The organism is Ruegeria sp. N11, assembly GCF_056531525.1.
The window spans coordinates 91,061-115,197 of record NZ_JBQFLX010000011.1; the positions used below are offsets into that span (position 1 = coordinate 91,061).

Sequence of the window (24,137 nt, forward strand, 5' to 3'; positions counted from 1 at the left end):
TTGCATTCGCGCCCTGATGCGTAGTCACTTGGGAACGGATGGTTGGAGGAAGACTATGAAACCATGGGCTATCGTGGTTTGTGTCGTTTGCACGTTGGGCCTTGTTGCTTGCTCTCCCCGGGTTCGTACATATGAAAAGACGGTATCAAGCGCTGTTCCTGCCAGCTCGGGCAGCAATCTTGCGCAAACCGTCACCCGTCTCGGAGACCCAAAAGACGGTCGTTCTGGTGTAAAGCTGATCAGCGACGGCGAAGAAGCTCTGGTCTCAAGGCTATTGATGGCCGCAGCGGCTGAGAGAACGATCGACGCCCAATACTATCTTTTGCACAACGATCCGACCGGGCATCTCTTTGCGGCCAGTCTTTTACAAGCGGCAGATCGGGGGGTGCGTGTCCGGTTGCTGTTGGATGACATGGATACATCCGGCTACGACGCGATGACCGCTGCGCTTGATTACCACGAAAACATCGAAATCCGGCTGTTTAACCCCTTTTGGCGCGATCAAAGCCTGCTGGTTGCGGGGCTGACTGATTTCAAACGCATCAATCGACGAATGCACAACAAGTCCATGACGGCGGACAACGTGTTCACGATTGTCGGTGGGCGAAACATCGGTGCCGAGTACTTTCTGGCCCGTAAAGAAATGAACTATGCCGATCTGGACGTTCTGGCCGCAGGTCCTGTTGTAAAAGAGGTCTCCAAAAGCTTTGACGCATACTGGAACAGCGAATTTGCCGTCCCTGCCCGCGTGGTTGTCGGTGAACCGGAGGCCTTCAGCCTGAGCGATGCGCGAGGCAGGCTCAACGCGCTGGTGGAAGAGGCGAAGCAAACGCAATACGGTGCCGCCCTACGACGATCCGCCGAAGAGAATTTTGCAGACGGCGCGCTGTCACTGGATTGGCTTCCTGCCCGATTGTATGCGGACCCGCCGTCCAAGGCCGCGGGCCTGGAAAACTCGGATCCAATTCTCGCATCCCAACTTCTGCCCTACTTCGAAAATGCCAAAAGCGAAGTAAACATCATCTCGGCCTATTTTGTACCCCGCAACAATGGCGTGAGGTGGATGACCGAACTGGAAAACCGCGGAGTCGAGGTCAAAGTTGTCACCAACTCATTGGCCTCGAACGACGTCGCACCGGTCTACGCCCACTATGCCAAGAAACGTCGGGCAATGCTGCGCGGCGGGGTCGACCTGTATGAACTGAGGCCCGATGCCTACCAAGTCCAACGTCGCGGCATCAATTGGGCGCAATCCCGATCCGGCCTCCATTCCAAGGCTTTCGCGGTGGATGACCGATATCTGTTCGTCGGGTCGTTCAACTGGGACCCGCGTTCGGTCCACATCAATACCGAAATGGGGATTCTGATGGATTCGCCCGCTTTGGCCAGTCAAACCATGGCTGCCCTGGACCAAGCGCTGCCAGCCTACACCTATCACGTGACATTGGAGCGTGCAGGCCAACTTAAGTGGCGGACCCGGAACGAGGATGGCACGATCCTGGAATATGACTCCGAGCCGACAGGTACGGCATGGGATCACATCGTCGCCGGCTTTTTGAGCATCTTACCAATTGGTTCACAGCTTTAGGGTTGATGATTTTGACCATCAGCCTGGCTTTGTCAAATCTCCGGAAGGGTTTTGATCGTGAAGTACTACAACCTGTATGCCGACGCCGCAGGCGAAAGCCGTTGGTCCGAGATCGAAGTTCCGCTGGCAGAGCGAAGCTTTGCGCCACCAGCAAAGGCAATTGAGTTCTCCGAGCCGGAGCATGTTAAACAGACCATGTTCCTGAGGCTTCGATCAGGTTGGAACGAACCGATCCACCCGACGCCAGTGACGCAAAGGCTGGTGTGCCTTGCCGGAACGATCCGCGTTACCGCAAGCGATGGCAAATTTCGGGATATAGGACCGGGGGACGTTTGGCACATGGCAGACAAGTTCGGACGCGGTCATCACACCAAGGTCACAAGCTTCGAGGATTTTGAGGCGGTCATTATTCAGTTCGAGTGAAGTCGGAAAATTCCACGATCTCTTCAAACCTTCACCAGCGCCGTTACGGTCTGAAGATTTCCGGCTATACTGGGGTCATTGTTTCGCGCCGGCACCTGATTGACAGCGATCAAACCACCGCTGGCGCAGAGGGGGGATTGCCATGGAACAACGCCTCTCAGCCATTATGGCGGCCGATATGGTCGGGTACTCGCGCTTGATGGAAGTGGACGAGTTGGGTGTTCTGTCACGTCAAAAGAAACATCGGCGCGAATTGATCGATCCGGAAATAACCCGGCGCGGAGGAAGCATCATCAAAACGACCGGAGACGGCATGCTGGCCTCATTTGAATCCGTTCAGGACGCGGTTCAATGCGCCGTCAGCATTCAGCAAGCGATGAGCCTTCGGGAAACCGAACTGGAGGACGACAAGAGAATCCGATTTCGCGTCGGCATCAATCTGGGCGATGTCATTTTCGACGACGGTGACATCTTCGGAGATGGGGTGAACGTCGCCGCGCGGCTTGAAGGATTGGCAGAACCCGGCGGCGTGTGCGTTTCGGATATCGTGCATCAGGCAATTCAGGACCGGGTCGACGCTCCATTTCGCGACATGGGCGGCCAACGCGTCAAGAACATCACTCGACCCATTCGTGTCTGGCAATGGTCCCCTCAGGCGGCGCCCGTGCGTGCGGCTCCTGAGATTTCACTGCAACAGCGCGTGAAGTTCTGCAAATCGGCAGATGGCGTAAATCTTGCCTGGGCCTCGACCGGAGAAGGTATACCTGTGCTGAAAGCCCCGAATTGGCTTAATCACATCGAGTATGAGTGGACCAGCCCGGTCTGGGGGGATTTCCTGTCCGAGATGTCCAAACTCTGTCGATTGGTCCGGTTCGACCAACGGGGAAACGGGCTTTCAGACTGGGAAGTTGAGGACATTTCAGAAGATCGTATGATCGACGACATGATTGCCGTGGCCGATGCGGCCGGGCTGGATCGTTTTGGCCTGTTCGGCATCAGTCAGGGGTCTGCATTTTCAATTCGATTTGCGGCAAGACACCCCAAGCGCGTGAAATTTCTTATCCTGCTGGGGGGCTATTTGCGCGGGCGCATGAAGCGCGGGGACGCCGAAGCCGAACAGTTTTATCAGGCATCTCGCGCCATGGTATCGGCCGGCTGGGGCTCCCCCAACCCGGTGTACCGCCATTTCTTCACGTCTTGTTACATGCCGGATGCCACGCCGGAAGAAGGGGCAAGTTTCGACGAAATGCAACGCATCTCCGCCAGCCCGGAAACGGCCTTGCGGATCATGGAAATGAACAGCTACATGGACGTACGCGCGGATGCGCAGCGCGTGAATGTTCCGACTTTGGTGTTGCATGCCCAAGGCGACATGGCGGCACCCATCAATGAAGGCCGTGAGACAGCCCGGGAAATCCCGACGGCAGAGTTCGTTGAACTGCCCGGGGCCAATCATTGCATGATACGCGGCCATCCGGGGTTCGATGAGTTCTTTCAGGAAATCGGACCGTATCTGAAAGAACATGGTGATTTTTGAGTACCTTACGCTTAAATGGGTGCTGACGTTATTTGTACCCGCTGTTTCCTCAACAACGTGATTTCCGGAGAACGTAATGACTGATATTTCCAGAAGGCGTTTCCTAAAATTCGCCCTGATCAACTCAACTGCCCTGGCTTTGGCCGGACAGGCAATGGCTCAAGCGACCTCTCTTTCGGACGTTGGCGCTGCGATGTTGGGTTTGGAGACCGCCACGATTTTCACTGCGCGCGAGATCGTGACGCTCGACCCGGATCAACCGTCAGCTCAGGCCGTTGCGGTGATAAAAGATCGGATCCTTGCAACCGGAACGCTGGACGATGTCAAGGGCATCCTTGGAGATAAACCGTACGATCTGGACACAACATTCGACGACCACGTTATCGTTCCCGGTTTCATTGCGCAGCACGACCATCCGATCCTGGCAGGATTGACAATGTCATCCCTGATCCTGTCCATCGAGGATTGGGAACTGCCCGACGGCACCGCGATTGCCCTCAAGGACAAGGATGACTTCATGACGCGCCTTGCGGCAGCCGAGGCCGAGCTGGATGATCCGGCTGAACCGCTGCTCACTTGGGGGTATCATGCCGCGTTCTATGGCCCTCTGACCCGTGCCGACCTCGACGCGATCAGCGCCGAGCGGCCGGTATTCGCGTGGGCCAGATCCTGTCATGAGTTCATCCTGAATACAGCCGCGATGAACGCCGCGGGCGTCACCGAAGACCTGATCGCCAGCTGGTCAGAGACAGAAAAATCACAATCCAGTTTCGAAGATGGTCACTTCTGGGAACAGGGTTTGTTTGCCGTTTTGCCGAATATCGCACCGATGGTCGCAAACCCTGACAAGTTCCGTTCCGGCCTGCTGACCATGCGCGACTACATGCACGCCAAGGGTGTGACCTTCGGAAACGAACCGGGCGGTATTCTTGCAAAGCCCATTCAGGATGCTGTCAATGCGGTGATGTCGGCGCCATCGATGCCCTTCCGATGGACGTTCATTCCCGATGGCAAAAGCCTGGTTGCTACTTACGATCAGGATACCGACGTGATCCGCAAAACCGAGGCTTTGGTCGACTGGTACGGCGGCATGACCAGCATGGCAACTGGCAGCGTAAAACTGTTCTCTGACGGCGCCATATATTCCCTCGCAATCCAACTTCGCGACCCCGCCATCGGTGACTATCACGGTGAATGGATGATGGATCAGGATGCTTTCGAACGTGCTTTCCGGATCTATTGGGACGCCGGTTATCAGGTGCATGTGCATGTCAACGGCGATGCCGGTCTCGACCGTGTTCTGAACACGCTGGAAGATAATCTATTACGCAACCCGCGTTTTGATCATCGTACGGTGATTGTCCACTTCGCCGTCAGCGCGCCCGACCAGGTCGAGCGTATCAAACGCCTCGGCGCGATCGTCAGCGCCAATCCTTACTACGTCACCGCGCTATCAGATCGCTACAGCGAAACCGGCCTGGGACCCGAGCGCGCGGACCAGATGGTGCGGCTGGGCGATCTGGAGAAATCAGCTATCTCGTGGTCGCTGCACTCTGACATGCCCATGGCACCGGGCGACCCACTGTTCCTGATGTGGTGTGCGGTAAACCGGATCACGAGTTCCGGTCGCGTTGCCGGCAGCGACCAAAAGATCTCTGCCGAACAGGCCCTGCGTGGGGTCACGATCAATGCGGCGTATTCTCACCGCCTTGAAGAAGAACGGGGCAGCATCGAACCGGGCAAGCTCGCCAACTTCACGATTTTGGCAGAGAACCCCGTGACCGTCGACCCGATGAAGATCAAGGATATCGCGGTTTGGGGCACGATTGCGGAGGGACGCATTCAGAAAGGCGAAGAAAACTTGCAGGAAGACGCAAGCCGAAAGGGCAGCGACTTCACAGGCGATATAGATTTCGCCGAGAGGGCGTTAACCCACGCCCTTTCCGTCGTTCACGGGCATCTTTGAAGTTTGAATGGCACCGCAGAACAACTGGATTTGGCCGCATCAAGTTTGGTTACGTCCAGATGGGCACGCAAATGAGCTGGGTTTTGTCACCTCTGAACGATGATCAATTCCCAGCCACTCAATCCCAAGTTCTACTGATACTGGTTCTAAGAAACCGATTGCTCCGAGACGATCTCGCCAAAACGAGTAAAGAACTTGCCCGAGAGCTTTTTCGCGGTGCCAGCAATCAATCGACTACCCAATTGCGCAATCTTTCCGCCGACTTCAACTTTAGCGGTGTATGCAAGAATGGTCTCATCCCCATTTGAGGTAAGCGTTACGTCGGCACCACCTTTGGCAAACCCGGCCGCGCCGCCTTTGCCTTCCCCGGTCAGGGAAAAACCTTCAGGTGCATTTGAAGTATCCAGCGTCACCTCGCCAGAGAACCGCGCCTTGACTGGGCCGATCTTGAGGACAACCTTGGCCTCAAGGTGCTCGGGCGAGTGCTGGATCAGTTCCTCGCAGCCGGGAATGCACTCGCGCAGGACATCCGGATCGTTCAAAGCGCGGTAAACGACGTCGCGCGGGGTGGCAATGTGGATTTCGTCACTGAGTTCCATTCATGTTTCCTTTGTTCAACAACATCTTGGATAGACCAGAAGTGCGGTCTCGGTAGCCTCTTCCGGCGTTACGTCCGGGCGCACCAGCCACAAACGCCGCAGGCGATTAAGCACGTTTTTCATCATCAGATGCCTCTCTGGATTTGTTCGTGTTTCGCCACAGCACGATCTCGGCCAGGATCGACAGGGCGATTTCATGCGGATCGATCGCATGGATATCCAGCCCGGCCGGGGATTTGAGCTGCGCCGCGCGCTCCGGCGCCAAACCTTGAGCGATGAGTTTTGCCGTAAGCGCATCAGCCTTTCGGCGGCTGGCCACCATGGAGACATGGGCCGCCTCGGTTTGCAGCGCCGCTTTCAGGGCGTCAGCGTCTCCGCGACCCTGCGAGGCAACAACAACGAAATCCTGCGATTCGATGTCCAAATGGTCGATGGTTTCCAGCGTAAACCTATCGTAGTCGCCGTCTGTTTCTGCCTCGTCACCAAGGCAGATGCGAAAGCCGGCCAGCGCCCCATGCGCTGCCAGCGCTGTGGCAATCGGAGACGTCCCAAAGATCACCAGACGCGGGGTGTGTTGATACGGTTCGACCAACAGATCGACAGTGCCGCCCGAGGGGCAGCCGCTTTTGAAGGTCTGCACTCCGTCGGGGTCTGTCATGCTCACCACCTTATTCGAAGGTTTGACACGGATCATCTGCGGCTCACCGGTGATCAGCGCCGTCCGGGCCGAGGTTCGGACGGCGCGCTGCACGCAAGCCCCTCCGAGATGTCCAAGAAGGCGCCCGTCTTTGGTGATCGCAGCTTTTCCTCCGGCCTTTGCGGACGTTGCATCCGCCGTACGCAGGACCGTAGCCACACAAAAGGCCTCACCGGTTTGGCGCAGCTGTTCAATCGTGTCGAATATGTCGAAGTTAGCCATTTCAGATTCCTTTCACAGCTTACGAAACTGCGGTTCCAACGCCGCCAGCGCTTCCAGCGTGTTGGCTGGCAAATGTGCATCCAGATAGGGTTCCGCCGCCTGCATCGCGGCAGCAATCGGCTGGTAGTCCCGCCAGCCTTTCAGGGGGTTCAGCCATACGATCCGCCGCGCTTTACGTCGGATGCGCGCCAGCGCATCGCCCAGCGCCTGCGGGTCGGAACTGCAATACCCATCGGACAAGATCAGCACGATGGTCCGCCCGTTCAAAGACCGCGCGCCGTATCCATTCAGAAAATGCTCAAGACTGCCCGAGATATCCGTGCCGCCGCCAAACCCTTCGGCCATCAACGACAGCCGCCCGGCCGCGCGCAAGGAGTCGTGGTCGCGCAGCGCATCCGTGACGCGCATCAGACGGGTATGGAAGAGATAGGCGTCCGCCTCTGTGCCACTGCCGATCAGACCTTTGAGGAAGGCCAGAAAAACCCGCGAATAAACCGTCATCGAACCGCTTACGTCACACAAGGCCACAATCCGCATCGGGCGTGGTGGACGAGCGCGGCGATACAGGTCCATCGGTTCTCCGCCCCTTGCAAGGCTGGCGCGTTGGATCCGGCGCATATCAAGCGAGGGGCCACGCAGCGCTTGTTTCCGCCGGCGCGAGCGGCGGTCGCGGATTGCGCGCGCGATAGCAGTCGCGGCTTGTTCCGCCTGCCGCAGCGCGTCTTCGTCCATCAGCTCGCGCAAATCCTGACGCGACAGGTTGGCCGTACGGGTTGCAATCAGCTTCCCGTTCCTCCCCACGGCCTCCCCGTCGCCGGGATCAGGCGCAGTGGCCTGATCCGTGCCGGTTTCCGTTTCCTGAGCAGCCTGGCTTTCCTGCTGCCAGATCATCGGCTTGGCGGATTGAACCCGCACATGCGCCGTTTGGGCAGTTCCCGTGCGCTGCTTTCCGGTATTGAACCAATAGGCCTCGAACAGGTCATCGAAGCGCCGCCAATCGTCGGCGTCGCCGGCCAGTAACACGCAAAGCGCCCGCTGAGCCTGTCTGATATCCGTTGCCTCAACCGCCGCCAGCGCGGCCAATGCGTCCCCCGTTTCAGCCGGTCCAACACGCATTCCGTTCATACGCAGATGTGCGATGAAGCCGGACATGCGATCCGCCAAACCAGATGCGCGAGTGGGGAACCGGGTGACTTGCATCACGCCACCTTTCCTATCAGGCGATCCATCACTTCGGGCGGGGCAGCGTCATAGTCGGCGGCAGTTTTTAGAAGGCAGACAAGCGTCGCCTGAACCTCTTCGCGGGATTGCGCCATGTCGTTTACACCCAGCCCTGAAAGGGCGGCCGCCCAGTCCAGCATCTCGGCGATGCCAGGGGTCTTTTCCAAATCTTCTTTGCGCAATGCCTGCACAACGCCAATGATCTGGTGCGCCAACAGCCCTTCGACTTTGGGCATGCGAGATTTCAGGATTGCCATTTCCGTTTCACGCGATGGGTAGTCGAGGAAACTATAAAGGCAACGCCGCCGCAGCGCGTCTGAAAGGTCCCGCGTCCCGTTTGCCGTCAGGATCACGATGGGCCGCGAACGCGCCTTGATGGTGCCAAGCTCGGGGATGGTGATCTGAAAGTCCGACAAAATCTCGAGCAGATAGGCCTCAAACTCCTCATCCGCGCGGTCGATTTCATCGATCAGCAGAACAGGTGGCTTTTCTTCGCTGATTGCTTCCAGCAATGGTCGCTTCAGCAGATAGTCATCAGTAAATAGCTGGGCCTCGCTGGTTCCGCCCTGTGCCTCGCTTGCACGAATGGCCAGCAACTGGCGCTGGTAATTCCACTCATAAATCGCGTGGCTGGCATCCAGCCCTTCATAGCACTGCAACCGGATCAATCGCGCTACGCGCTGTGCTGCCAACGCCTTTGCGACCTCGGTTTTGCCAACCCCTGCGGGCCCTTCCAACAACAGCGGACGCCCAAGGGTCTGCGCCAGATGCAACGCCATAGCCAATCGGTCGTCGGCAACATAACCCACTTCGGCGAGGCCTTGCTGTATCTCCTGCAAGCTCATGCCATTCTCCCGGATTGCCGCCGCACTGAGATGCAGCGCGGCGGCTTTTCCTGTTAGCTGTGCATGCCCAGACCGTTGGCTATCTTCCAGATGCGCCAGTGGTCGTGCGGCATGTGGCTCTGAACAAGGCCAAATGGACGGAATGCATCATGCACCGCATTCGAAAACGCAGGCACGCCGCCGACATTGGGGCTCTCGCCCACGCCCTTGGCACCAATCGGGTGATGCGGAGATGGCGTCACCGTGTGATCAGTGGTGTAATTGGGTGTCTCCCATGCCGTGGGCAGGAAGAAGTCCATCAAAGTACCGGTCTTCACATTGCCCATCTCATCATAGGCGATTTCCTGACCCATCGCGATGGCCAGCGCCTCGGTCACGCCACCGTGGACCTGACCTTCTATGATCATCGGGTTGATCCGGGTGCCGCAATCGTCCAGCGCATAGAATTGCCGAACGTCCCATTCGCCTGTATCCACGTCGATCTCCATGACGCAGATATAAGCTCCGAACGGATAGGTCATGTTCGGCGGGTCATAGTAGCTGACCGCCTCCAGACCGGGTTCCAGCCCCGGGATCGCCTGATTGTAGGCGGCAAAGGCGATTTCCTTCATCGTCTTGAACCGCTCGGGCGCGCCTTTGACGGCAAAGCGATCCACATCCCATTCGACGTCGTTGTCATGGACTTCCAGCAGGTAGGCCGCGATCATCTGCGCCTTGGCGCGGATTTTGCGGGCGGCCATCGCCGTTGCCGCACCGGCCACAGGTGTCGACCGAGACCCATAGGTCCCAAGACCATAAGGCGCGGTGTCCGTGTCACCTTCCTCCAGCGTGATATCGTCGGCAGGCAAGCCGATCTCACTGGCGATGATCTGGGCAAAGGTCGTGGCATGGCCCTGACCCTGACTGATCGTCCCCAACCGCGCGATGGCCGACCCAGTCGGGTGGATTCGAATTTCGCAGGAATCGAACATGCCGAGCCCGAGAATATCGCAGTTCTTCACCGGTCCCGCGCCTACGATTTCAGTGAAGTGCGTCAGCCCAATACCCAACAACTTGCGGGTCTTGCCCGATTTGAAGTCCTCAATCCGCTGCGCCTGTTCGGCGCGCAAGTCTTCGTAGCCCACGGCCTTCAATGCCTTATCCCAAGCGGTGTGGTAATCGCCCGAGTCATACTCCCAGCCCAGCGCCGATTGATATGGGAACTGATCTTTGCGGATAAAGTTGATCCGGCGCAGTTCAGCCGCGTCCATGTTCAGCTTGATGGCCAGAACCTCTATCATCCGTTCGATGAAATAGGCGGCCTCGGTCACCCGGAACGAGCATCGATAGGCGACGCCGCCAGGTGCCTTGTTGGTGTAGACCCCGTCCACAGCCAGATAAGCGGTGGGGATGTCATACGACCCGGTGCAGATGTTCATGAAACCGGCCGGGAATTTGGTCGGGTCGGCGCATGCGTCGAACCCGCCATGATCCGCCGTGGTGTGACACCACAGGCCAGTGATCTTGCCATCCTTGGTCGCAGCGATCTTGCCCTGCATCCAATAATCGCGGGCAAAGGCGGTGGACATCAGATTTTCCATCCGGTTCTCGACCCATTTCACCGGCTGGCCGGTGACAATCGAGGCGACGACCGAGCAGACATAGCCCGCATAAGCGCCCACCTTGTTACCGAAACCACCACCGATATCAGGGCTGATTACCCGGATATTGTGCTCGGCGAGACCCGAGATCAGCGACACAACGGTTCGGATCGCGTGCGGGGCCTGGAAAGTACCATAAAGCGTCAGCTTGCCGGTCACCTTATCCATCGAAGCCACACAGCCACAGGTCTCAAGCGGACATGGGTGGGTCCTGTGGTAATAGACCATCTCTTCAGCTACGACATCAGCCTCGCCCAGAACGGCCTCGGTGGCGTCCTTGTCGCCCTGTTCCCAAGTGAAGATGTGGTTGTGATGCTTGCGCGGCCCGTGTGCGCCTTCGGTCTGACCCGCAAGGTCTTCACGCAGGACAACGTCCGATTTCAGTGCCTCGAACGGGTCGGTCAGGACGGGCAGTTCTTCGTAGTCAACCTCGACCAGCTCAGCCGCATCCGCCGCGATATAGCGGTTTTCGGCGACTACATAAGCGACTTCCTGGCCCTGGAACAGAACCTTGCCATCGGCCAACACCATCTGCTTGTCACCAGCCAGCGTCGGCATCCAATGCAAGCCTAGCGGAGCTAGATCCTCGGCTGTCAATACAGCAACAACACCGGGCACGGCCATCGCGGCGTCTTTGTTTACACTGACAACGCGGGCATGGGCATAAGGCGAGCGAACAAAGGCACCGAACAGCATCCCATCCAGTTTGATGTCATCAACATAGTTGCCCTTGCCTTGGGTAAAGCGCACATCCTCGACGCGTTTGCGCGAGCTGCCCATCCCTTTGAGATTGGCGGCGCGTTCTTCGGGGGTCATGGTTTGATCGTTCATTCCGCGGCCTCCTTCTGAGCGTTCAGCATGTCAGCCGAGGCCGAGATCGCCTTGACGATGTTCTGATAACCGGTGCAACGGCAGAGGTTCCCAGCCATACCAAAACGAATTTCTTCCTCAGTCGGGTTCGGGTTTTCCTGCAGCAAGCGATGCGCCCGGGTGATCATCCCCGGCGTGCAGAATCCACATTGCAGCCCGTGATGTTCCCGGAACATCTCTTGCAGGACACCAAGGCTGCCATCGTCATTGGTCAGGCCTTCGACAGTGGTGATATCGGCACCGTTCACCTGCGCCACGAATGTCGTGCAGGATTTGACGGACTTGCCATCGATATCCACGGTGCAGGCCCCGCAATGGCTGGTCTCGCAACCGATATGAGGGCCGGTGATTTTCAGATCTTCCCGCAGGAAGTGGATCAGCAGCGTGCGCGGCTCGGCCAGACCTTCGACCTGCTTGCCGTTCACGGTGAGTTTGACGTGCATTTTCGACATAAGTGTTCCTCCCTCAGACCGCGCGGCTTTGCGCACGGTCTATGGCGCGGCGCAGCATCACGGCCGCCACGTGTTTTTTGAATTCGACGGGGCCGCGATTGTCAGCCACTGGATCAATCGCTTCGAGCATTGCTGCGACGCAGCCGTCGACGTCGCCGCCGGCCAACGCTCTACTGGCCGCCTCAGACCAGATGGGCGTATCCGCCAGATTGGTCATAGCGACCGATGCCTGACCGTTGCCAACCATCACCGCGGCCGCAGCGGTCGCGTAGTCGCCGATCTTGCGCTTCTGCTTTTCATACGCCTGTCCGACGCCCACCCCCGGTACCGGGATCGAAATCCGGGTCAGGATTTCCTCATCCTCGCGCGCGGTGAAATAGGCAGCCTCATAGAAATCGCGGGCTGCCACGCTGCGGTTGCCATCAGGACCAGACAGTTCGAACGTCGCGTTCAGACACTGCATCAGGCCAGGCATGTCGTTGCCCGGATCACCGTTGGCGACGTTGCCGCCAACGGTACCCATATAACGCACCTGAGGATCAGCGATCTGCAACGCGGCCTCGCGGATCAACGGAACGGCCGATGCCAGACCGTCATGCGTGATCAACTCATGCTGAGTGACCATCGCGCCCAGCGAGACGGTTTCAGCCCCGATCTCGATGCCTTTCAGTTCATCAATGGCCTGCAGATCAACCAGATGGCCCATCTCGGCCATGCGAAGCTTCATCATCGGGATCAGGCTGTGGCCGCCTGCGATCACGCGCGCCTCATCTCCGTGTTCCTGCAGAATTCCAATGGCCGAGGCGATGTCGCCTGGCCGGTGATACTCAAAACCGGCTGGTATCATGTTTTTCCTCCCTGGGTCCGAGCGGTATGCCTTGGGGGACCTGAGGTAAGGAAAGAACACTGTGTTCAGCCATTCCAGCGGGTGGAAACGGGGCGCGCAGCTTGTTTCACGAAACGCGAATGAGCTGCACGAGTTGCGACTAAAGGCCCAGCGCCTCGCGAATGTCCGTCAGCCGGGATCGGCTGACCGGAACCTTGGTCAACGCCGCAACCCCGTCGAAGTAGCAGGTGCCGTTGTCCTTGTGCCTCTCAAAGCTTGAGACATGTTCGGGATTGACCAGATAGCTGCGATGCGCCCGCAGGAAACCATCTGGTTTTAGCCGGCTTTCGGCCTCGGTAATCGACCAGGGGCAGAAAAGCTTATCGGCATCCATATACAGCACGGTGTAATGCCCCTCGGCCCGGATTGCGGCTATTTTTCCGGGCTGGGCAAAGAAGGTTTGGCCGTCACGCTCGTACGGAACACCTGCACGCGGTACGACCGGCGCCGGTTCGGGTTCGGGTTCGGGTTCCACAGAAGGAGCAGCGCCGGTGGCCGTCTCGGGGCCGACAAACGAAATGCCGGTCAGCAGAAAGGCACCACAAATCAGAAACACCGAAACAGTCACACCCATCGCCAGGACCTGATTGTTCAAGGCCGGTCCGGCTCCGCCTGCGTTGTCCGTCGCGACAAAGTCGGTCAGGCCGGTTGCCACGAAGTGCATCGTGAATACAGCCAGGCCAAAACAGGCCGTGCCCAGCAGGATATTGCGCTGGGTTCGATTGTCGTACGCAACCCAAATGGCGGCAACGGAGAGCATAACCGACGCTAGCGTTGCAATTGCCACATCCCAGGCATTGTAGACCGGGCGGCAAAGCTGCATCCCTGACATACCCACGTAATGCATCACCACAATTCCTAGGCCGACGATGACACCGGCGCCGATCATTGTTTGCACCGTCCGGGGACGGAAATGCAAAAGCAGCAGGGCCAGACCGACCATCAGAATTGCCACCAAAGCTGAAATCAATGTGATCAGCGCGTCGTAATAAAACAGAATTGGCAGTTGCAAACCCAGCATTGCCACAAAGTGCATGGACCAGATGCCGCCACCCAGAATGATCGCAGCCAGAGCGACGATGAACTTGCGTCTTTGGTCGTTCAGCTTTGAGGCTCCATGCGTCAGATAGAGCCCGGTAAAACCGGCCATCAATGCCACGGCAAGCGATGCCGCCACAAGCCAGCCGTTATGCGAATAGTCCAACATGTAGGTACATGCGCCCTCCCTGGCGCGGGGACGACGTTAACAAACCTGTTTTATTGGCACAATCGGCTCGTATGATCCATCAGTTAAATCTTTTTGGACCCTGTGACTAAGACGGAATTCAACGAAAACGTTCTGTTTCGTGCTGGCCGGTTATTTCGACGTTTGGCGACCGCCACCAATGGCACCTCACATTTCCAGAACTTCACAACCAAAGCACCATATCAACTCTAAAGTCACTGGAGATCACTGTCTTTTCCAAAGCAACCAAACGAGGCCCGCAGAACGTACCGATTGACACAGATCAATGCACTTGCAACCTTCATATAGTGAAATACGAATATTAATCATGATCTACGTTCACTGACCTGTCCCCAAGCAAACATGACAGTGAGCGGAATTTGAATAGCGTGGACGTTCCACACGGGGGCTCGGCAGGAGTGGTGGCGAGCCCCCTCTTTGTTCACAAGCCGCCAAAGAGCCTGAACGTTGAGACGCAAGGAATACGGCGCGAATTGGATCGCAAGACCTGGCCGCACCGCCAAATGCGGACGGTGACAACAACGACACCGCTGGCGACGTGCCAGCAAGACATTCGGTATAAACCCTGATGAGCACCTTTGAACCGCCAGAACAGAAACTCAAGCGGGCCCTTACAGCACCGTTGCTGACGCTTTATGGCCTGGGCGTAACGGTCGGAGCAGGAATTTATGTGCTCGTCGGCGCGACGGCGGACATAGCCGGCCCGTATGCCGCGTTTTCGTTTGTCGTGGCTGCACTCGTCGTCTCACTGACCGCACTTTCATATGCGGAACTCGCAACGCGATTTCCGGTCAGCGCAGGAGAGGCAGCCTATGTCGAAGCGGGATTTCAGAAAAACTGGATGGCAATGCTGGTCGGTCTGGCGGTTGCGGCCTCGGGCGTTATCTCGGCCTCTGCCGTCGCGATAGGCGCAGCCTCCTATCTTCACGCATTAACGGGTCTGGCAATACCATTTCTGACTGTCAGCGTTGTGTTGATTATGGGGCTTATTGCCCTGTGGGGGATCACGGAATCGGTACTGGTTGCTGCGGCCATCACGATCATCGAGATTGCAGGGCTTCTATTTGTGATCGGCTGGGGCATGTCGGTTCAGGACCCGCAGGGATATAATGTCAGCTCCATGCTCCCTCCACTTGAGCTTGAAGCGTGGCGAGGCATCTTCGCTGCATCTCTTCTCGCTTTTTTTGCATTTGTCGGTTTTGAGGACATGGCAAATGTCGCCGAAGAAGTGATTGACCCTGTTCGTACCATCCCGAAAGCAATTTTGCTGACGCTCATACTGGCGACGATACTGTATCTTGGAACATCGCTGACGGTGCTGCTGGTTGTCCCGATTGATGTTCTATCAGCGTCTGCTGCGCCGCTTGCACTTGTTTTTGCAAATGCCCCCGAGGTGATCAAACAGGGTTTTTCCGCAGTTGCGATCGTGGCGACGGTCAATGGCGTCCTGATCCAGATGATCATGGCATCGCGGGTGATCTATGGGCTGGCTGACAGGGACCACCTGCCAAAAGCCCTGGCCATTGTGCCTAAAGCAACCCAGACGCCTGTGGTTGCCACACTGCTCGTTGTCGCAACAATCCTTCTTCTGACCCAAACCGTACCGATTGGGATCTTGGCGGAGCGCACATCACAGATTGTTCTAGGGGTCTTTGTCCTCGTCAATATCTCGCTGATCCTTCTGAAGGTGAAACCGAACGGGTCTGAAGAACACTTCCGGGTGCCTCTTTTCGTTCCGATCCTTGGCGTGATCACCAGTGCATTGCTTTTCGGAGCTGGATTTCTCTAACTAAATGCAAAGGCAAACGGGCCATCAGCAATTCCAGGTTGGCATATGACCACTGACCGATCTTCGACAGGAACGCAGCTCTCAGATTGGTGGCACAGAACCTTTGTGGATCTGGCTCAGCAATTGCAATGGTCCTATCTGCCGCCTTTGATGGTCTACTTCGCGGCTGGCGTCTCCGGTTTGACCTCGGTTGTCGGTGCTTTTTTTCTGAAGGATTACCTCGATTTATCAGCGTCTTTTGTCGCAGGTCTGGCATTTTGGGCCGGTCTTCCCTGGATTCTCAAAATGCCGCTGGGCCACATCGTGGATCTGTTCTGGCGCTGGAAATCCCTGTTGATCCTGTTTGGCGCGTCCCTGATTACCCTGTCCCTGCTCACAATGTACGGGCTTGTGACCGCGCCCGTTCGGATGGCCGGCGTCATGCCGCTGGAAGACTGGTATGTTGTCGCCCTGCTTCTGGCGCCTTCCGGCTATGCCATTCAGGATGTCGTCGCCGACGCCATGACGGTCGAGGCCGTTCCCAAGGTCGATCAGGACGGCCTTGCGTTTACGCCTGAAGAAACCCGCGCCCAGCACACGACAATGCAGACCTTGGGCAGAGTTTCGATCATCTCAGGGTTTGCAGCGGTTGCGGCCGTCAACATCTGGATATTCTCAGGAACGGAAGATCTGCAAAAGTCTGACCGGCTTGCTCTCTACGGCCAGGTTTACCTGATTGCGTTGATCATCCCTGTGCTGTCCGTCAGCGGTGTGGTGCTGCACTCACTGATACAACGTCAGCGGCTTCGTCAGGGTCACCCACTGCATACCCCGGATGAGGTGACCGAGGTCAAATGGTCAATATTGCTGGGTGGCTTCGCGTTTGTTGTGTTCAGCATTGTGTTGGGAACCGCGGAATTCGAGTTTGCGCAAGAGGTAGTCTTTGCCGTTTCTCTCACGGTGATCCTGTACCTCATGTCCCGTCTTCTGAAAGAACTGGAACCCGCCCAGGCGAAAGCCCTGGTCGGTACGGCAATAATCATTTTCGTGTTCCGTGCAGTTCCGCTGCCGGGGCCGGGACTGACGTGGTTTGAAATTGACGAATTGGGGTTCGACGAGCAGTTTTTGGCAATCCTGGCTCTGCTGACGTCCTTGCTGGCATTGCTTGGATTGATCGTCCTGCGGCCATTCATGGCCAAACGCTCAATCGCTCACGTGGTGGTGGTGCTTACGATCGCGGCTGGTCTGCTCTCTCTTCCAAACCTTGCCCTTTACTACGGCGTTCATGAATGGACGGCAGCGCATACAGGCGGAGTTGTCGACGCCAGGTTCATTGCCATTCTCGACACGGCTGTTGAATCGCCTCTTGGGCAAATTGCCATGGTCCCGTTGCTGGCCTGGATCGCGCGCAACGCCCCGGTCCAACTGAAAGCGACCTTTTTTGCGGTGATGGCATCGTTCACCAACATGGCGTTGTCGGCGGCCAGTCTCGGAACAAAATACCTGAACCAAACATTCGTCGTTACACGCGCGGTGACCAATCCGGAAACGGGTGTCGTTACCTCGACTGCCGACTACAGCCAACTCGGGTATCTGCTGATTGCAGCCGCCCTGATCACTGTCACGGTCCCGCTGGCGGCGGTTTTCCTTGTACAGAAGTCCCGCTTCCGAACAAGCGACTGACTACAGGCCTTCTGCCTCGCTCAACAGTTCTTTGAGGTGCGCAACCGGAACGCCAATGTTGGAGCCGCCAAACTCAGGCAGGATCGCGGCGTTGATGGCGACTACCTCGCCTCGCCGGTTCAAGGCGGGTCCTCCGCTTCCGCCGGTTGTGGTTTCGGCGTCGTAAACGATGGAACCCGGGCTTGCTCTGGCAACGATCCCCCGGCTGGCCAGCGGATGAATCTTGCTTTGCTCGGACAATCGGGACGCTACGGACCAGAAATTGACCGAACCTTCCTTCTCCAGCGTTTGAAGAAAGCCCGGCCCCGCCTGCGCAATCAGCGCCTTCAGGCCTGTCGGGTATCCCAACAGGTAGACTTCTTCCCCTGCGTTTGGCGGTTCATCCGCCAACGGCACGCCCAGCCCCTGAACCCGATCAGGAGCTACTGACAAAAGAGCGACATCGGCCGATTCGCTGAACTTCTCCAACTTGGCCTCAATCGGATCCGGTTGACCTGGCAAATAGGCCAGCAGCCTCAGCATTTCCGCTTCCAACCCCGCACTTTTCAAAGCGTCCACCCGGTCGCGGGACGTCCACGGCAAGGCAACATGGCGATTGGTGGCCATAAGCGGAACACCTTCCAGCAGAAAACCGGTTCCCGTGAACTGGAATTCAGCTGGTTCGCCCGTGCCGTCCGGTTCGATCCAGGGCTGCCCAAACGGGGTTTTCAGGTTTTCTCCGTCCGGCCCCAACATGTGCCGCAAGAGCTTCCCGCTTTCCAGATGACGCAACCCGTAGGCACCCTGAATGAATGCGACAGACTTAGATGAGGCGGTAATTACCCGTGTCGACGCGCCTGCTCGCTGTTCAAGGGTTCCGAGACGCTGCTCGGTTGACGTGACTTGGTTTTCAAAGGCATCCCGCAGCGAGGCCAGATCATCCGGGGTCAGCGCATCTTCACGTGTCTGTGCAAGCATCACCGCAACCGCTTCGATCTTGCGGGATTCCTGTTGGATACTGTCCGCCAGCCTTTGATCGTTTTGATAAAGCAGAAACACAAGGCCCGCGATCAGCAGAAGTGCGGCGACGACCGTGATCCTGAACAGAACTGTCGTCTGAGACGCAAGCCGACGACCGCTGTCGCGCAGCGCGCCGGACATCCTTTTGGCAAACGGCCGCCGGCTGGTTCGGGCGTAAGCGTAGGCGTCACTTAGGATTTCTTCGACCGTATGACGCGCCGGGTAGGTTTTGCTACATAACCTGTACCGAGACATTGGGCCTTTCTCGCCGAACTCGATCATATCGCCGTGCCCGAGACTCGCGGACGATATTTTGCGCCCATTCACCCAGACATTACGCCCAGACGACGCAGTTATTGAATAGACACCGTCCGCCCACTGAAGAGCAGCGATATCGTTGTCGTGCGGAGGCATGTCGTCTTTGGGGCGAAGACTCAACGCCCGGCTTTCACCAACCGAAACAGTAAGGGCATTGTCGGCCAGCCAGCTCACGTTCCCGCGCGACGGTCCGGTCAAATTTTCAAGGAGGGCACGCACGCCCCCCTCGTCGGGGCACGGCGATAAGCTTGTGTCAGCCGCGTCTGAGTTCCGCATTTTAGCCCCCTTTTCAAAGGCCACGCAGAGGTACTTTAGCACACGGCTGTACAAAACCTATTGCTTCGTTTTGGGTGCTAGGAAGGATTGGATTTCTCTGTCAGTTTAGCATCAAATCCGTGCCAGCAGGTTCACCAAACCGCACACTCCTTGGATTGCAAATCACAGAAGGCCGACCGATGATCGGCCTTCAGTTTCAAGCACCAGCCGAAACGCCACCTACTTGGATGAAACCTTGATCTTGCGGCTGGGATCCCGAGGTTCGGTTTTCGGCATGTTGATGCTCAGAACACCCTTGTCGAAGGTGGCCGAGATATTCTCGACATCAACAGTGTCCGGCAGCGTCATTGCCCGTGAAAAGCTGCCATAGCTTCTTTCGCTGACACGCAGGTCGCCCGTCTCATCATGTGTGATCTTCTTCTGGCCTCGCAGGGTGAGGCGGCGATCCTTGATTTCGATTTCAACATCGTCCTCTTCCAGACCGGGCAATTCCGCCGTCAGAACGATTGCCGTATCCGTCTCCTGAACATCAATGGCCGGGGAAATTGCGCCGGACATATCAAGAGATGGCAGACCCGTGCGCTGCGCAGCCGTTTCCAGCGGTAAGAACGGAGATCCGCCTCCTAAGAACCGCGACATCAGGGTTTCCATTTCACGTCGAAAGTTGTCGGAGAGCGGATGCGTTCCGGTGAAAAGTTGCGGGGACTTTTTGTCTTCAAGCATTTCTGAACCTCCTCCTTTTGTCCGGCTATACGGACGCCGTATTATCGCAGAAACCCCGGTCAAGAACCTTGATCTTGCGCAAGAGAATGCTCGCATCTTTTTCCCGCCTGGCCGTTCGGACCGGCCAGTCTTCTGCCACCATTTCGGAACATGACAGCACTCCAACGGGCATAGCGTTCCGGACGGGAAAACACCCGATCACAGGAAGCTTGATCGCCAACCGGGGCTCGCCTAGCCTAGCCCCTTGAGACAGCGGGAATGGCCTAACTCTGGCGCAGTGGAGCAAAACCATATGAAATGGCCCTATCTGGCGCTGATCTATGTTCTGCTGATCTTGGCGCCGTTGGGCTTTTCCTGGTCACTTGGCTGGCCACCGCGATCTTTTCACCAAGAACTCGCATCCGGGCTGGGGATGATTGGATTTTCGATCATTCTGGTAGAGTTCCTGCTCTCCGGACGCTTCAGGTTCATTTCGTCCGGTGTGGGCATGGATGTGACCATGCGCATGCATCAGCTGATGGCGCGCGCGGCACTCGTTTTTGCGTTGATACACCCGCTACTTTACCAGGGCACACCTTCTGGCGGACACCGCCCGTGGGACGTATCGCGCCAACTGACGACTACGACAGACTTTCCAGTGCTGTCCTCGGGGATTGGGGCCTTTTTCCTGATCGTCGTTCTGGTCGCCTCGGCGGTCGCCCGAAAAAGCCTTGAATACAAATACGAAACATGGCGTCTTTTGCACGGTCTCGGTGCTCTGGCATTGGCCGGTTTGCTACTTCATCACACAATCTATGCAGGACGCTACGGTGGGCATCCGTCACTCACATTTCTGTGGCTCGCAATGACCGGCATTGCTGTTGGTACTCTGCTTTATGTCTATCTCGTCCGCCCCTTGTTTAAGATGCGAAAACCGTGGCGTGTTTCCTCGGTCACTCGGCTGACACCGAAGCAATGGGAATTGCGCCTCAAACCGGACGGTCACCCGGGCCTCAGCTTTGAAGCGGGCCAGTTTGCCTGGCTCAATGTGGGGCACAACGTCTTTTCACAGCGCGAGAACCCGTTTTCGATTAGCTCGGCACCGGGTGAAGGTCCTGAAGTTTCATTCGTGATAAAAGAGCTTGGGGATTTCACAGGCAGTCTCGGGCAAATCGCGCCGGATACGCTGGCCTATCTCGATGGCCCCCACGGGAACCTTTCGGTCGGCAAACGCGCTGAACAAGGCATTGTTCTGATCGCAGGTGGTGTCGGCATCGCCCCATTGCTCAGCATACTGCGCCAAGTTCGTCTGAGCGCAGAGCAACGCGATATCAAGCTCATCTATGGAAACCGGATCGAGGAGCAGATTGTTTATCGGGAAGAACTGACCAGGGAAGATACTGTATTTGTTCTATCCGAGCCCCCGAAGAACTGGAGCGGTGAAACAGGTTGGATCGACGGCGCCCTCTTGGACCGAACGCTTTCTTCAGAACATTATGACAACTGGCTTTTCGTACTCTGCGGCCCCACTGCCATGATGGACACTGTCGAAGATCACCTTGTTGCCCGGGGAACACCTTCGCATCGGGTTCTGTCTGAAAGGTTTGACTATGATTGATCCGTTTAGAAACCTGTCCGCGCGCCGACGGGTCAAACTGGCAGTGTGGTCCATCAATGTTACTGTTTGCGTCGCAATCTTTTTATTTGCCCTGAGATAGCGCGGACGTCCACTGGGTAGTGCAGAGAAGACCAGCCATCACAGCAGAAATTCTTCCCCGCGTAAGGCGTCGTCATGCAAATTTCAGAAACACGTTCAATGTATTGGAATCGCCAGCCTCAACTTGCGCCTTTGATTAAGATCAAAGGCGAACTCACGCCAATTCATAATACTTGAAACGCTTCTCAGACCGATTTGTGGGAGGATCGGAATGACAGTACTTATCGTCTTTGCCACTGTTGAGGGCCAGACGGCCAAAATTGCGCATTTTATCAGCAATGTCGCGAAGAAATCCGGCTTTGACACAAGATTGATCAATACCGATCGACTTCCCGGTCAGGTAAAACTGGACGATGTGGATCGGGTTGTTCTGTTGGCTCCTGTTCACGAACGTCGACACCCTGCCTCATTCGAAGCATTTATCGCGTCGTTCAAAGACGAGTTGGCGAAACGAAAATCGCTCGTGCTTTCTGTGGGACTAAAGGCGGCCTTTGCATCGGGGCGCGAGGAAGCCCGCGATTATCTCACCGAGATGTTGTTGCGAACGAGTTTCGAACCAGATGCGTCAGCATTGGTCGCAGGCGCGGTGAGACCCGACAGCTACGGATATTTTGAGAAAGAGATCGTTAAACACGTCGTCTTGTTGGGCCGGAAAATCGATCCGAGAGATGGCGCGCGGGAATTCACAGACTGGGACGAACTCACGTCGATTGTGAAGGGGTTTCTGGATGGGAACTACCGGACAATATCAGACAATTCCTAACTCAATACACTGAACCCATTATTTCATAATGTTAGGACCTGACCGTCGAACCCAGACAAACACTGGACGTCCACTTGCGTCAGTCAGTGCGCAAATAGAACCGGAAGACCGGTTTGTTCCAGCATGGCCCTTGTAGTTCCACCAAAAATCGACTCGCGCAAGTATGAGTGCCCGTAAGCGCCCATGACGATAAGGTCAGAGCCGGCCTCCTTAGCACGTTCCTGTATGCACTGTTCGATCGGCAGACCGCCGCTCGGGAATTGCGCTACGGTCACGCTACAGCCGTGGTGTCTGAGCCATGCAGCGATGTCCGTACCGGGGTCCTGACTTTCCGGATCATGTACTAACGGCTGATCGAAACAACCAATCACAACTTCCTTAGCTTCCAGAAAATAGGGTAAAGCCAAATGGGCCGCTCTGGATGCAGCAAGACTATCGTTCCACGCCAGAAAAATGCGCTCGCGTTGGGTATGTGGGTCTCCGTTGACCATCATGGCGACTGGCGAATGGAACAACACGCCATGGCTAACCTCGTGAAACACTTCGGGGTCATTGCGCAGTTTCGGGTCCAGGTATGCTACATCACAGCAGTACGATTGGCGTGCCGCCAGAGTCTTAAAGTCCGCACCGGAACCCATGAAAACCGTGACGCTTGCCGATACGCTCGAACGCGCAAGCAGTGCTTCAACTTCAGCGGCCCGGGCCTTTAAGGTCTCCTTTTTCTTTTCCAATTGATCCAACCAGTTCGCGGGCAGTCCAGCCTCGACAAATTTGCTGGATCCGTACTTCAAGTAAGGCAGGTTCGGTAGCGCCGCGATCAGAAGGCAAGTCAAATGGCCGCGCTGACGTTGGGCAGCATCGGCGCATTCAAGTAACGATACATCGCTAGTATCCGCGCCAATGAAATACGTCGAAGTTCTGCGTTGCATACCGGATCTCCCTCCAGGATGTCACTGCGGGCAGGAAACTCGCCGAGCGCACAAACCCAACAAAAGCAGCCACTTAGATGATGGTAGTTCTTCCTACTTCGGCAACATGAAGAACTCTTCCATTACGATCTTGCCTTCTGCCACCGAATAGACGGCGATCTCGCTCAGGGTCATACGTTTTCCTGTGGCCTTCTGGGTTACTTCGGCACTAAATCGCACTGCAAAGCGGTTGGGTGGATGCACATAGGGTCCGTCTACATCGAGTTCGTGGAATTCATGCGCTGCCAGCCAGTCCTCTCTCTTTCCCTTGATGGCGTCCCGACCTTTTGTGATACGAAACTGTCGAACCGGCGGCACAACCGCCTCAATTGACTGGGCGTTTTCGGCGTACATTTCGTCAACACTCACAAGCCCCCTGCGATCACGCATGGCCTGAACAAATGCTCTTCCAATTTGGACTAAGTCTTCCATGGGAACCCCCTTTGTTATCGCCGATTGTATCACTTCTGACCCTTGCCAATATTGACAAAGATCAATGAGGTCAGAGACCCGACTCGCCAGCATTTCCTGCGGTCCGCCTTGGTAAACGGGTCAAGGCACACCCAGCTATTTCATGATTTTCAGCTACGGTTCATCGATCCAGATAGTGGTTTCAAAACGGGATTCACGCAAATGTCGCGTTTCCACTTTTTATTTATTAACAGTAGCTTGTACGCAAAACAGAACGCAGACTAGACCGGGCTATAGTTCGTCCAGTCCAATCGTAAAACCATTGAGTGAGGCTACGAAA

General features: G+C 56.6%; 20 protein-coding genes. 8 read left to right on the top strand and 12 right to left on the bottom strand.

The window, feature by feature from the left end; genetic code table 11:
- The first annotated feature begins 55 nt into the window (after nucleotides 1–55).
- The 4 genes from ACR0J8_RS13310 (at nucleotide 56) to ACR0J8_RS13325 (ending at nucleotide 5,514) form a co-directional block, all read left to right on the top strand.
- Nucleotides 56–1,588, top strand: coding sequence for a phospholipase D family protein (locus ACR0J8_RS13310; RefSeq protein WP_480890623.1), 1,533 nt, complete (start codon nucleotides 56–58; stop codon nucleotides 1,586–1,588).
- Between the two features lie 57 nt (nucleotides 1,589–1,645).
- Entirely contained in the window at nucleotides 1,646–2,011 is a 366-nt protein-coding gene (locus ACR0J8_RS13315; protein WP_480890626.1) for a cupin domain-containing protein, read from the top strand.
- A gap of 142 nt (nucleotides 2,012–2,153) precedes the next feature.
- Nucleotides 2,154–3,548: an alpha/beta fold hydrolase gene (locus tag ACR0J8_RS13320; RefSeq protein WP_480525388.1), complete on the top strand. Its 1,395-nt coding sequence runs from the start codon at nucleotides 2,154–2,156 to the stop codon at nucleotides 3,546–3,548.
- 76 nt (nucleotides 3,549–3,624) lie between these two features.
- Nucleotides 3,625–5,514, top strand: coding sequence for an amidohydrolase (locus tag ACR0J8_RS13325; RefSeq protein ID WP_480890630.1), 1,890 nt, complete (start codon nucleotides 3,625–3,627; stop codon nucleotides 5,512–5,514).
- 146 nt (nucleotides 5,515–5,660) lie between these two features.
- On the opposite strand, the gene ACR0J8_RS13330 is transcribed toward ACR0J8_RS13325, so the two are convergent.
- The 8 genes from ACR0J8_RS13330 to ACR0J8_RS13365 form a co-directional block, all read right to left on the bottom strand.
- Nucleotides 5,661–6,113 carry an SRPBCC family protein gene (locus tag ACR0J8_RS13330; RefSeq protein ID WP_170680458.1) on the bottom strand — a complete coding sequence of 151 codons (453 nt, stop codon included), beginning with the start codon at nucleotides 6,111–6,113 and terminating at the stop codon, nucleotides 5,661–5,663.
- Nucleotides 6,114–6,219: 106 nt separating this feature from the next.
- Complete coding sequence (locus tag ACR0J8_RS13335) at nucleotides 6,220–7,032, bottom strand: XdhC family protein (protein WP_480525385.1); 813 nt, start codon at nucleotides 7,030–7,032, stop codon at nucleotides 6,220–6,222.
- 12 nt (nucleotides 7,033–7,044) lie between these two features.
- Nucleotides 7,045–8,184: a vWA domain-containing protein gene (locus ACR0J8_RS13340; protein WP_480890633.1), complete on the bottom strand. Its 1,140-nt coding sequence runs from the start codon at nucleotides 8,182–8,184 to the stop codon at nucleotides 7,045–7,047.
- A 47-nt stretch (nucleotides 8,185–8,231) separates the two neighbouring features.
- On the bottom strand, nucleotides 8,232–9,098 hold the full coding sequence (locus tag ACR0J8_RS13345; RefSeq protein WP_480890636.1) for an AAA family ATPase: 867 nt from the start codon (nucleotides 9,096–9,098) through the stop codon (nucleotides 8,232–8,234).
- A 53-nt stretch (nucleotides 9,099–9,151) separates the two neighbouring features.
- Nucleotides 9,152–11,569 carry an aerobic carbon-monoxide dehydrogenase large subunit gene (locus tag ACR0J8_RS13350; RefSeq protein WP_480890638.1) on the bottom strand — a complete coding sequence of 806 codons (2,418 nt, stop codon included), beginning with the start codon at nucleotides 11,567–11,569 and terminating at the stop codon, nucleotides 9,152–9,154.
- On the bottom strand, nucleotides 11,566–12,060 hold the full coding sequence (locus ACR0J8_RS13355; RefSeq protein WP_093963851.1) for a (2Fe-2S)-binding protein: 495 nt from the start codon (nucleotides 12,058–12,060) through the stop codon (nucleotides 11,566–11,568). Before ACR0J8_RS13355 ends, ACR0J8_RS13350 begins: the two co-directional genes overlap by 4 nt.
- Nucleotides 12,061–12,073: 13 nt before the next feature.
- On the bottom strand, nucleotides 12,074–12,907 hold the full coding sequence (locus ACR0J8_RS13360) for an FAD binding domain-containing protein (RefSeq protein ID WP_480525380.1): 834 nt from the start codon (nucleotides 12,905–12,907) through the stop codon (nucleotides 12,074–12,076).
- 139 nt (nucleotides 12,908–13,046) lie between these two features.
- Nucleotides 13,047–14,153 (bottom strand): MHYT domain-containing protein, encoded by a 1,107-nt coding sequence (locus ACR0J8_RS13365; RefSeq protein ID WP_480890642.1) that lies wholly within the window; start codon nucleotides 14,151–14,153, stop codon nucleotides 13,047–13,049.
- Nucleotides 14,154–14,760: 607 nt separating this feature from the next.
- On the opposite strand from ACR0J8_RS13365, the gene ACR0J8_RS13370 reads away from it, so the two are divergent.
- Both ACR0J8_RS13370 and ACR0J8_RS13375 read left to right on the top strand, forming a co-directional pair.
- Nucleotides 14,761–15,981 (top strand): APC family permease, encoded by a 1,221-nt coding sequence (locus ACR0J8_RS13370; protein WP_480525376.1) that lies wholly within the window; start codon nucleotides 14,761–14,763, stop codon nucleotides 15,979–15,981.
- A 45-nt stretch (nucleotides 15,982–16,026) separates the two neighbouring features.
- Nucleotides 16,027–17,643: an MFS transporter gene (locus ACR0J8_RS13375; RefSeq protein WP_480890645.1), complete on the top strand. Its 1,617-nt coding sequence runs from the start codon at nucleotides 16,027–16,029 to the stop codon at nucleotides 17,641–17,643.
- On the opposite strand, the gene ACR0J8_RS13380 is transcribed toward ACR0J8_RS13375, so the two are convergent.
- Together ACR0J8_RS13380 and ACR0J8_RS13385 are read right to left on the bottom strand one after the other, a co-directional pair.
- On the bottom strand, nucleotides 17,644–19,134 hold the full coding sequence (locus tag ACR0J8_RS13380; protein WP_480890648.1) for a trypsin-like peptidase domain-containing protein: 1,491 nt from the start codon (nucleotides 19,132–19,134) through the stop codon (nucleotides 17,644–17,646).
- A 321-nt stretch (nucleotides 19,135–19,455) separates the two neighbouring features.
- Nucleotides 19,456–19,959 (bottom strand): Hsp20/alpha crystallin family protein, encoded by a 504-nt coding sequence (locus ACR0J8_RS13385; RefSeq protein WP_480525370.1) that lies wholly within the window; start codon nucleotides 19,957–19,959, stop codon nucleotides 19,456–19,458.
- A 292-nt stretch (nucleotides 19,960–20,251) separates the two neighbouring features.
- On the opposite strand from ACR0J8_RS13385, the gene ACR0J8_RS13390 reads away from it, so the two are divergent.
- Entirely contained in the window at nucleotides 20,252–21,556 is a 1,305-nt protein-coding gene (locus ACR0J8_RS13390) for a ferredoxin reductase family protein (RefSeq protein ID WP_480525368.1), read from the top strand.
- Nucleotides 21,557–21,866: 310 nt separating this feature from the next.
- Nucleotides 21,867–22,418 carry a flavodoxin domain-containing protein gene (locus tag ACR0J8_RS13395; protein WP_480525366.1) on the top strand — a complete coding sequence of 184 codons (552 nt, stop codon included), beginning with the start codon at nucleotides 21,867–21,869 and terminating at the stop codon, nucleotides 22,416–22,418.
- A gap of 83 nt (nucleotides 22,419–22,501) precedes the next feature.
- Here the strand turns inward: ACR0J8_RS13395 and ACR0J8_RS13400 are convergent, their stop codons facing one another.
- A complete protein-coding gene (locus tag ACR0J8_RS13400) occupies nucleotides 22,502–23,347 on the bottom strand; it encodes a universal stress protein (RefSeq protein ID WP_480525364.1) in 846 nt (281 codons plus the stop codon).
- Between the two features lie 93 nt (nucleotides 23,348–23,440).
- Nucleotides 23,441–23,818, bottom strand: a complete 378-nt coding sequence (locus tag ACR0J8_RS13405) for a SnoaL-like domain-containing protein (RefSeq protein WP_480525362.1) — start codon at nucleotides 23,816–23,818, stop codon at nucleotides 23,441–23,443.
- Between the last annotated feature and the right edge of the window lie 319 nt (nucleotides 23,819–24,137).

What these genes read in the sequence shown, in the direction of transcription:
- ACR0J8_RS13310 (WP_480890623.1), top strand. Translation starts at nt 56, where the DNA reads ATGAAACCATGGGCTATCGTGGTTTGTGTCGTTTGCACGTTGGGCCTT.
- ACR0J8_RS13320 (WP_480525388.1), top strand. Translation starts at nt 2,154, where the DNA reads ATGGAACAACGCCTCTCAGCCATTATGGCGGCCGATATGGTCGGGTAC.
- ACR0J8_RS13325 (WP_480890630.1), top strand. Translation starts at nt 3,625, where the DNA reads ATGACTGATATTTCCAGAAGGCGTTTCCTAAAATTCGCCCTGATCAAC.
- ACR0J8_RS13330 (WP_170680458.1), bottom strand. Translation starts at nt 6,113, where the DNA reads ATGGAACTCAGTGACGAAATCCACATTGCCACCCCGCGCGACGTCGTT.
- ACR0J8_RS13335 (WP_480525385.1), bottom strand. Translation starts at nt 7,032, where the DNA reads ATGGCTAACTTCGACATATTCGACACGATTGAACAGCTGCGCCAAACC.
- ACR0J8_RS13340 (WP_480890633.1), bottom strand. Translation starts at nt 8,184, where the DNA reads ATGTCCGGCTTCATCGCACATCTGCGTATGAACGGAATGCGTGTTGGA.
- ACR0J8_RS13345 (WP_480890636.1), bottom strand. Translation starts at nt 9,098, where the DNA reads ATGAGCTTGCAGGAGATACAGCAAGGCCTCGCCGAAGTGGGTTATGTT.
- ACR0J8_RS13350 (WP_480890638.1), bottom strand. Translation starts at nt 11,569, where the DNA reads ATGAACGATCAAACCATGACCCCCGAAGAACGCGCCGCCAATCTCAAA.
- ACR0J8_RS13355 (WP_093963851.1), bottom strand. Translation starts at nt 12,060, where the DNA reads ATGTCGAAAATGCACGTCAAACTCACCGTGAACGGCAAGCAGGTCGAA.
- ACR0J8_RS13360 (WP_480525380.1), bottom strand. Translation starts at nt 12,907, where the DNA reads ATGATACCAGCCGGTTTTGAGTATCACCGGCCAGGCGACATCGCCTCG.
- ACR0J8_RS13365 (WP_480890642.1), bottom strand. Translation starts at nt 14,153, where the DNA reads ATGTTGGACTATTCGCATAACGGCTGGCTTGTGGCGGCATCGCTTGCC.
- ACR0J8_RS13370 (WP_480525376.1), top strand. Translation starts at nt 14,761, where the DNA reads ATGAGCACCTTTGAACCGCCAGAACAGAAACTCAAGCGGGCCCTTACA.
- ACR0J8_RS13375 (WP_480890645.1), top strand. Translation starts at nt 16,027, where the DNA reads ATGACCACTGACCGATCTTCGACAGGAACGCAGCTCTCAGATTGGTGG.
- ACR0J8_RS13385 (WP_480525370.1), bottom strand. Translation starts at nt 19,959, where the DNA reads ATGCTTGAAGACAAAAAGTCCCCGCAACTTTTCACCGGAACGCATCCG.
- ACR0J8_RS13390 (WP_480525368.1), top strand. Translation starts at nt 20,252, where the DNA reads ATGAAATGGCCCTATCTGGCGCTGATCTATGTTCTGCTGATCTTGGCG.
- ACR0J8_RS13395 (WP_480525366.1), top strand. Translation starts at nt 21,867, where the DNA reads ATGACAGTACTTATCGTCTTTGCCACTGTTGAGGGCCAGACGGCCAAA.
- ACR0J8_RS13400 (WP_480525364.1), bottom strand. Translation starts at nt 23,347, where the DNA reads ATGCAACGCAGAACTTCGACGTATTTCATTGGCGCGGATACTAGCGAT.
- ACR0J8_RS13405 (WP_480525362.1), bottom strand. Translation starts at nt 23,818, where the DNA reads ATGGAAGACTTAGTCCAAATTGGAAGAGCATTTGTTCAGGCCATGCGT.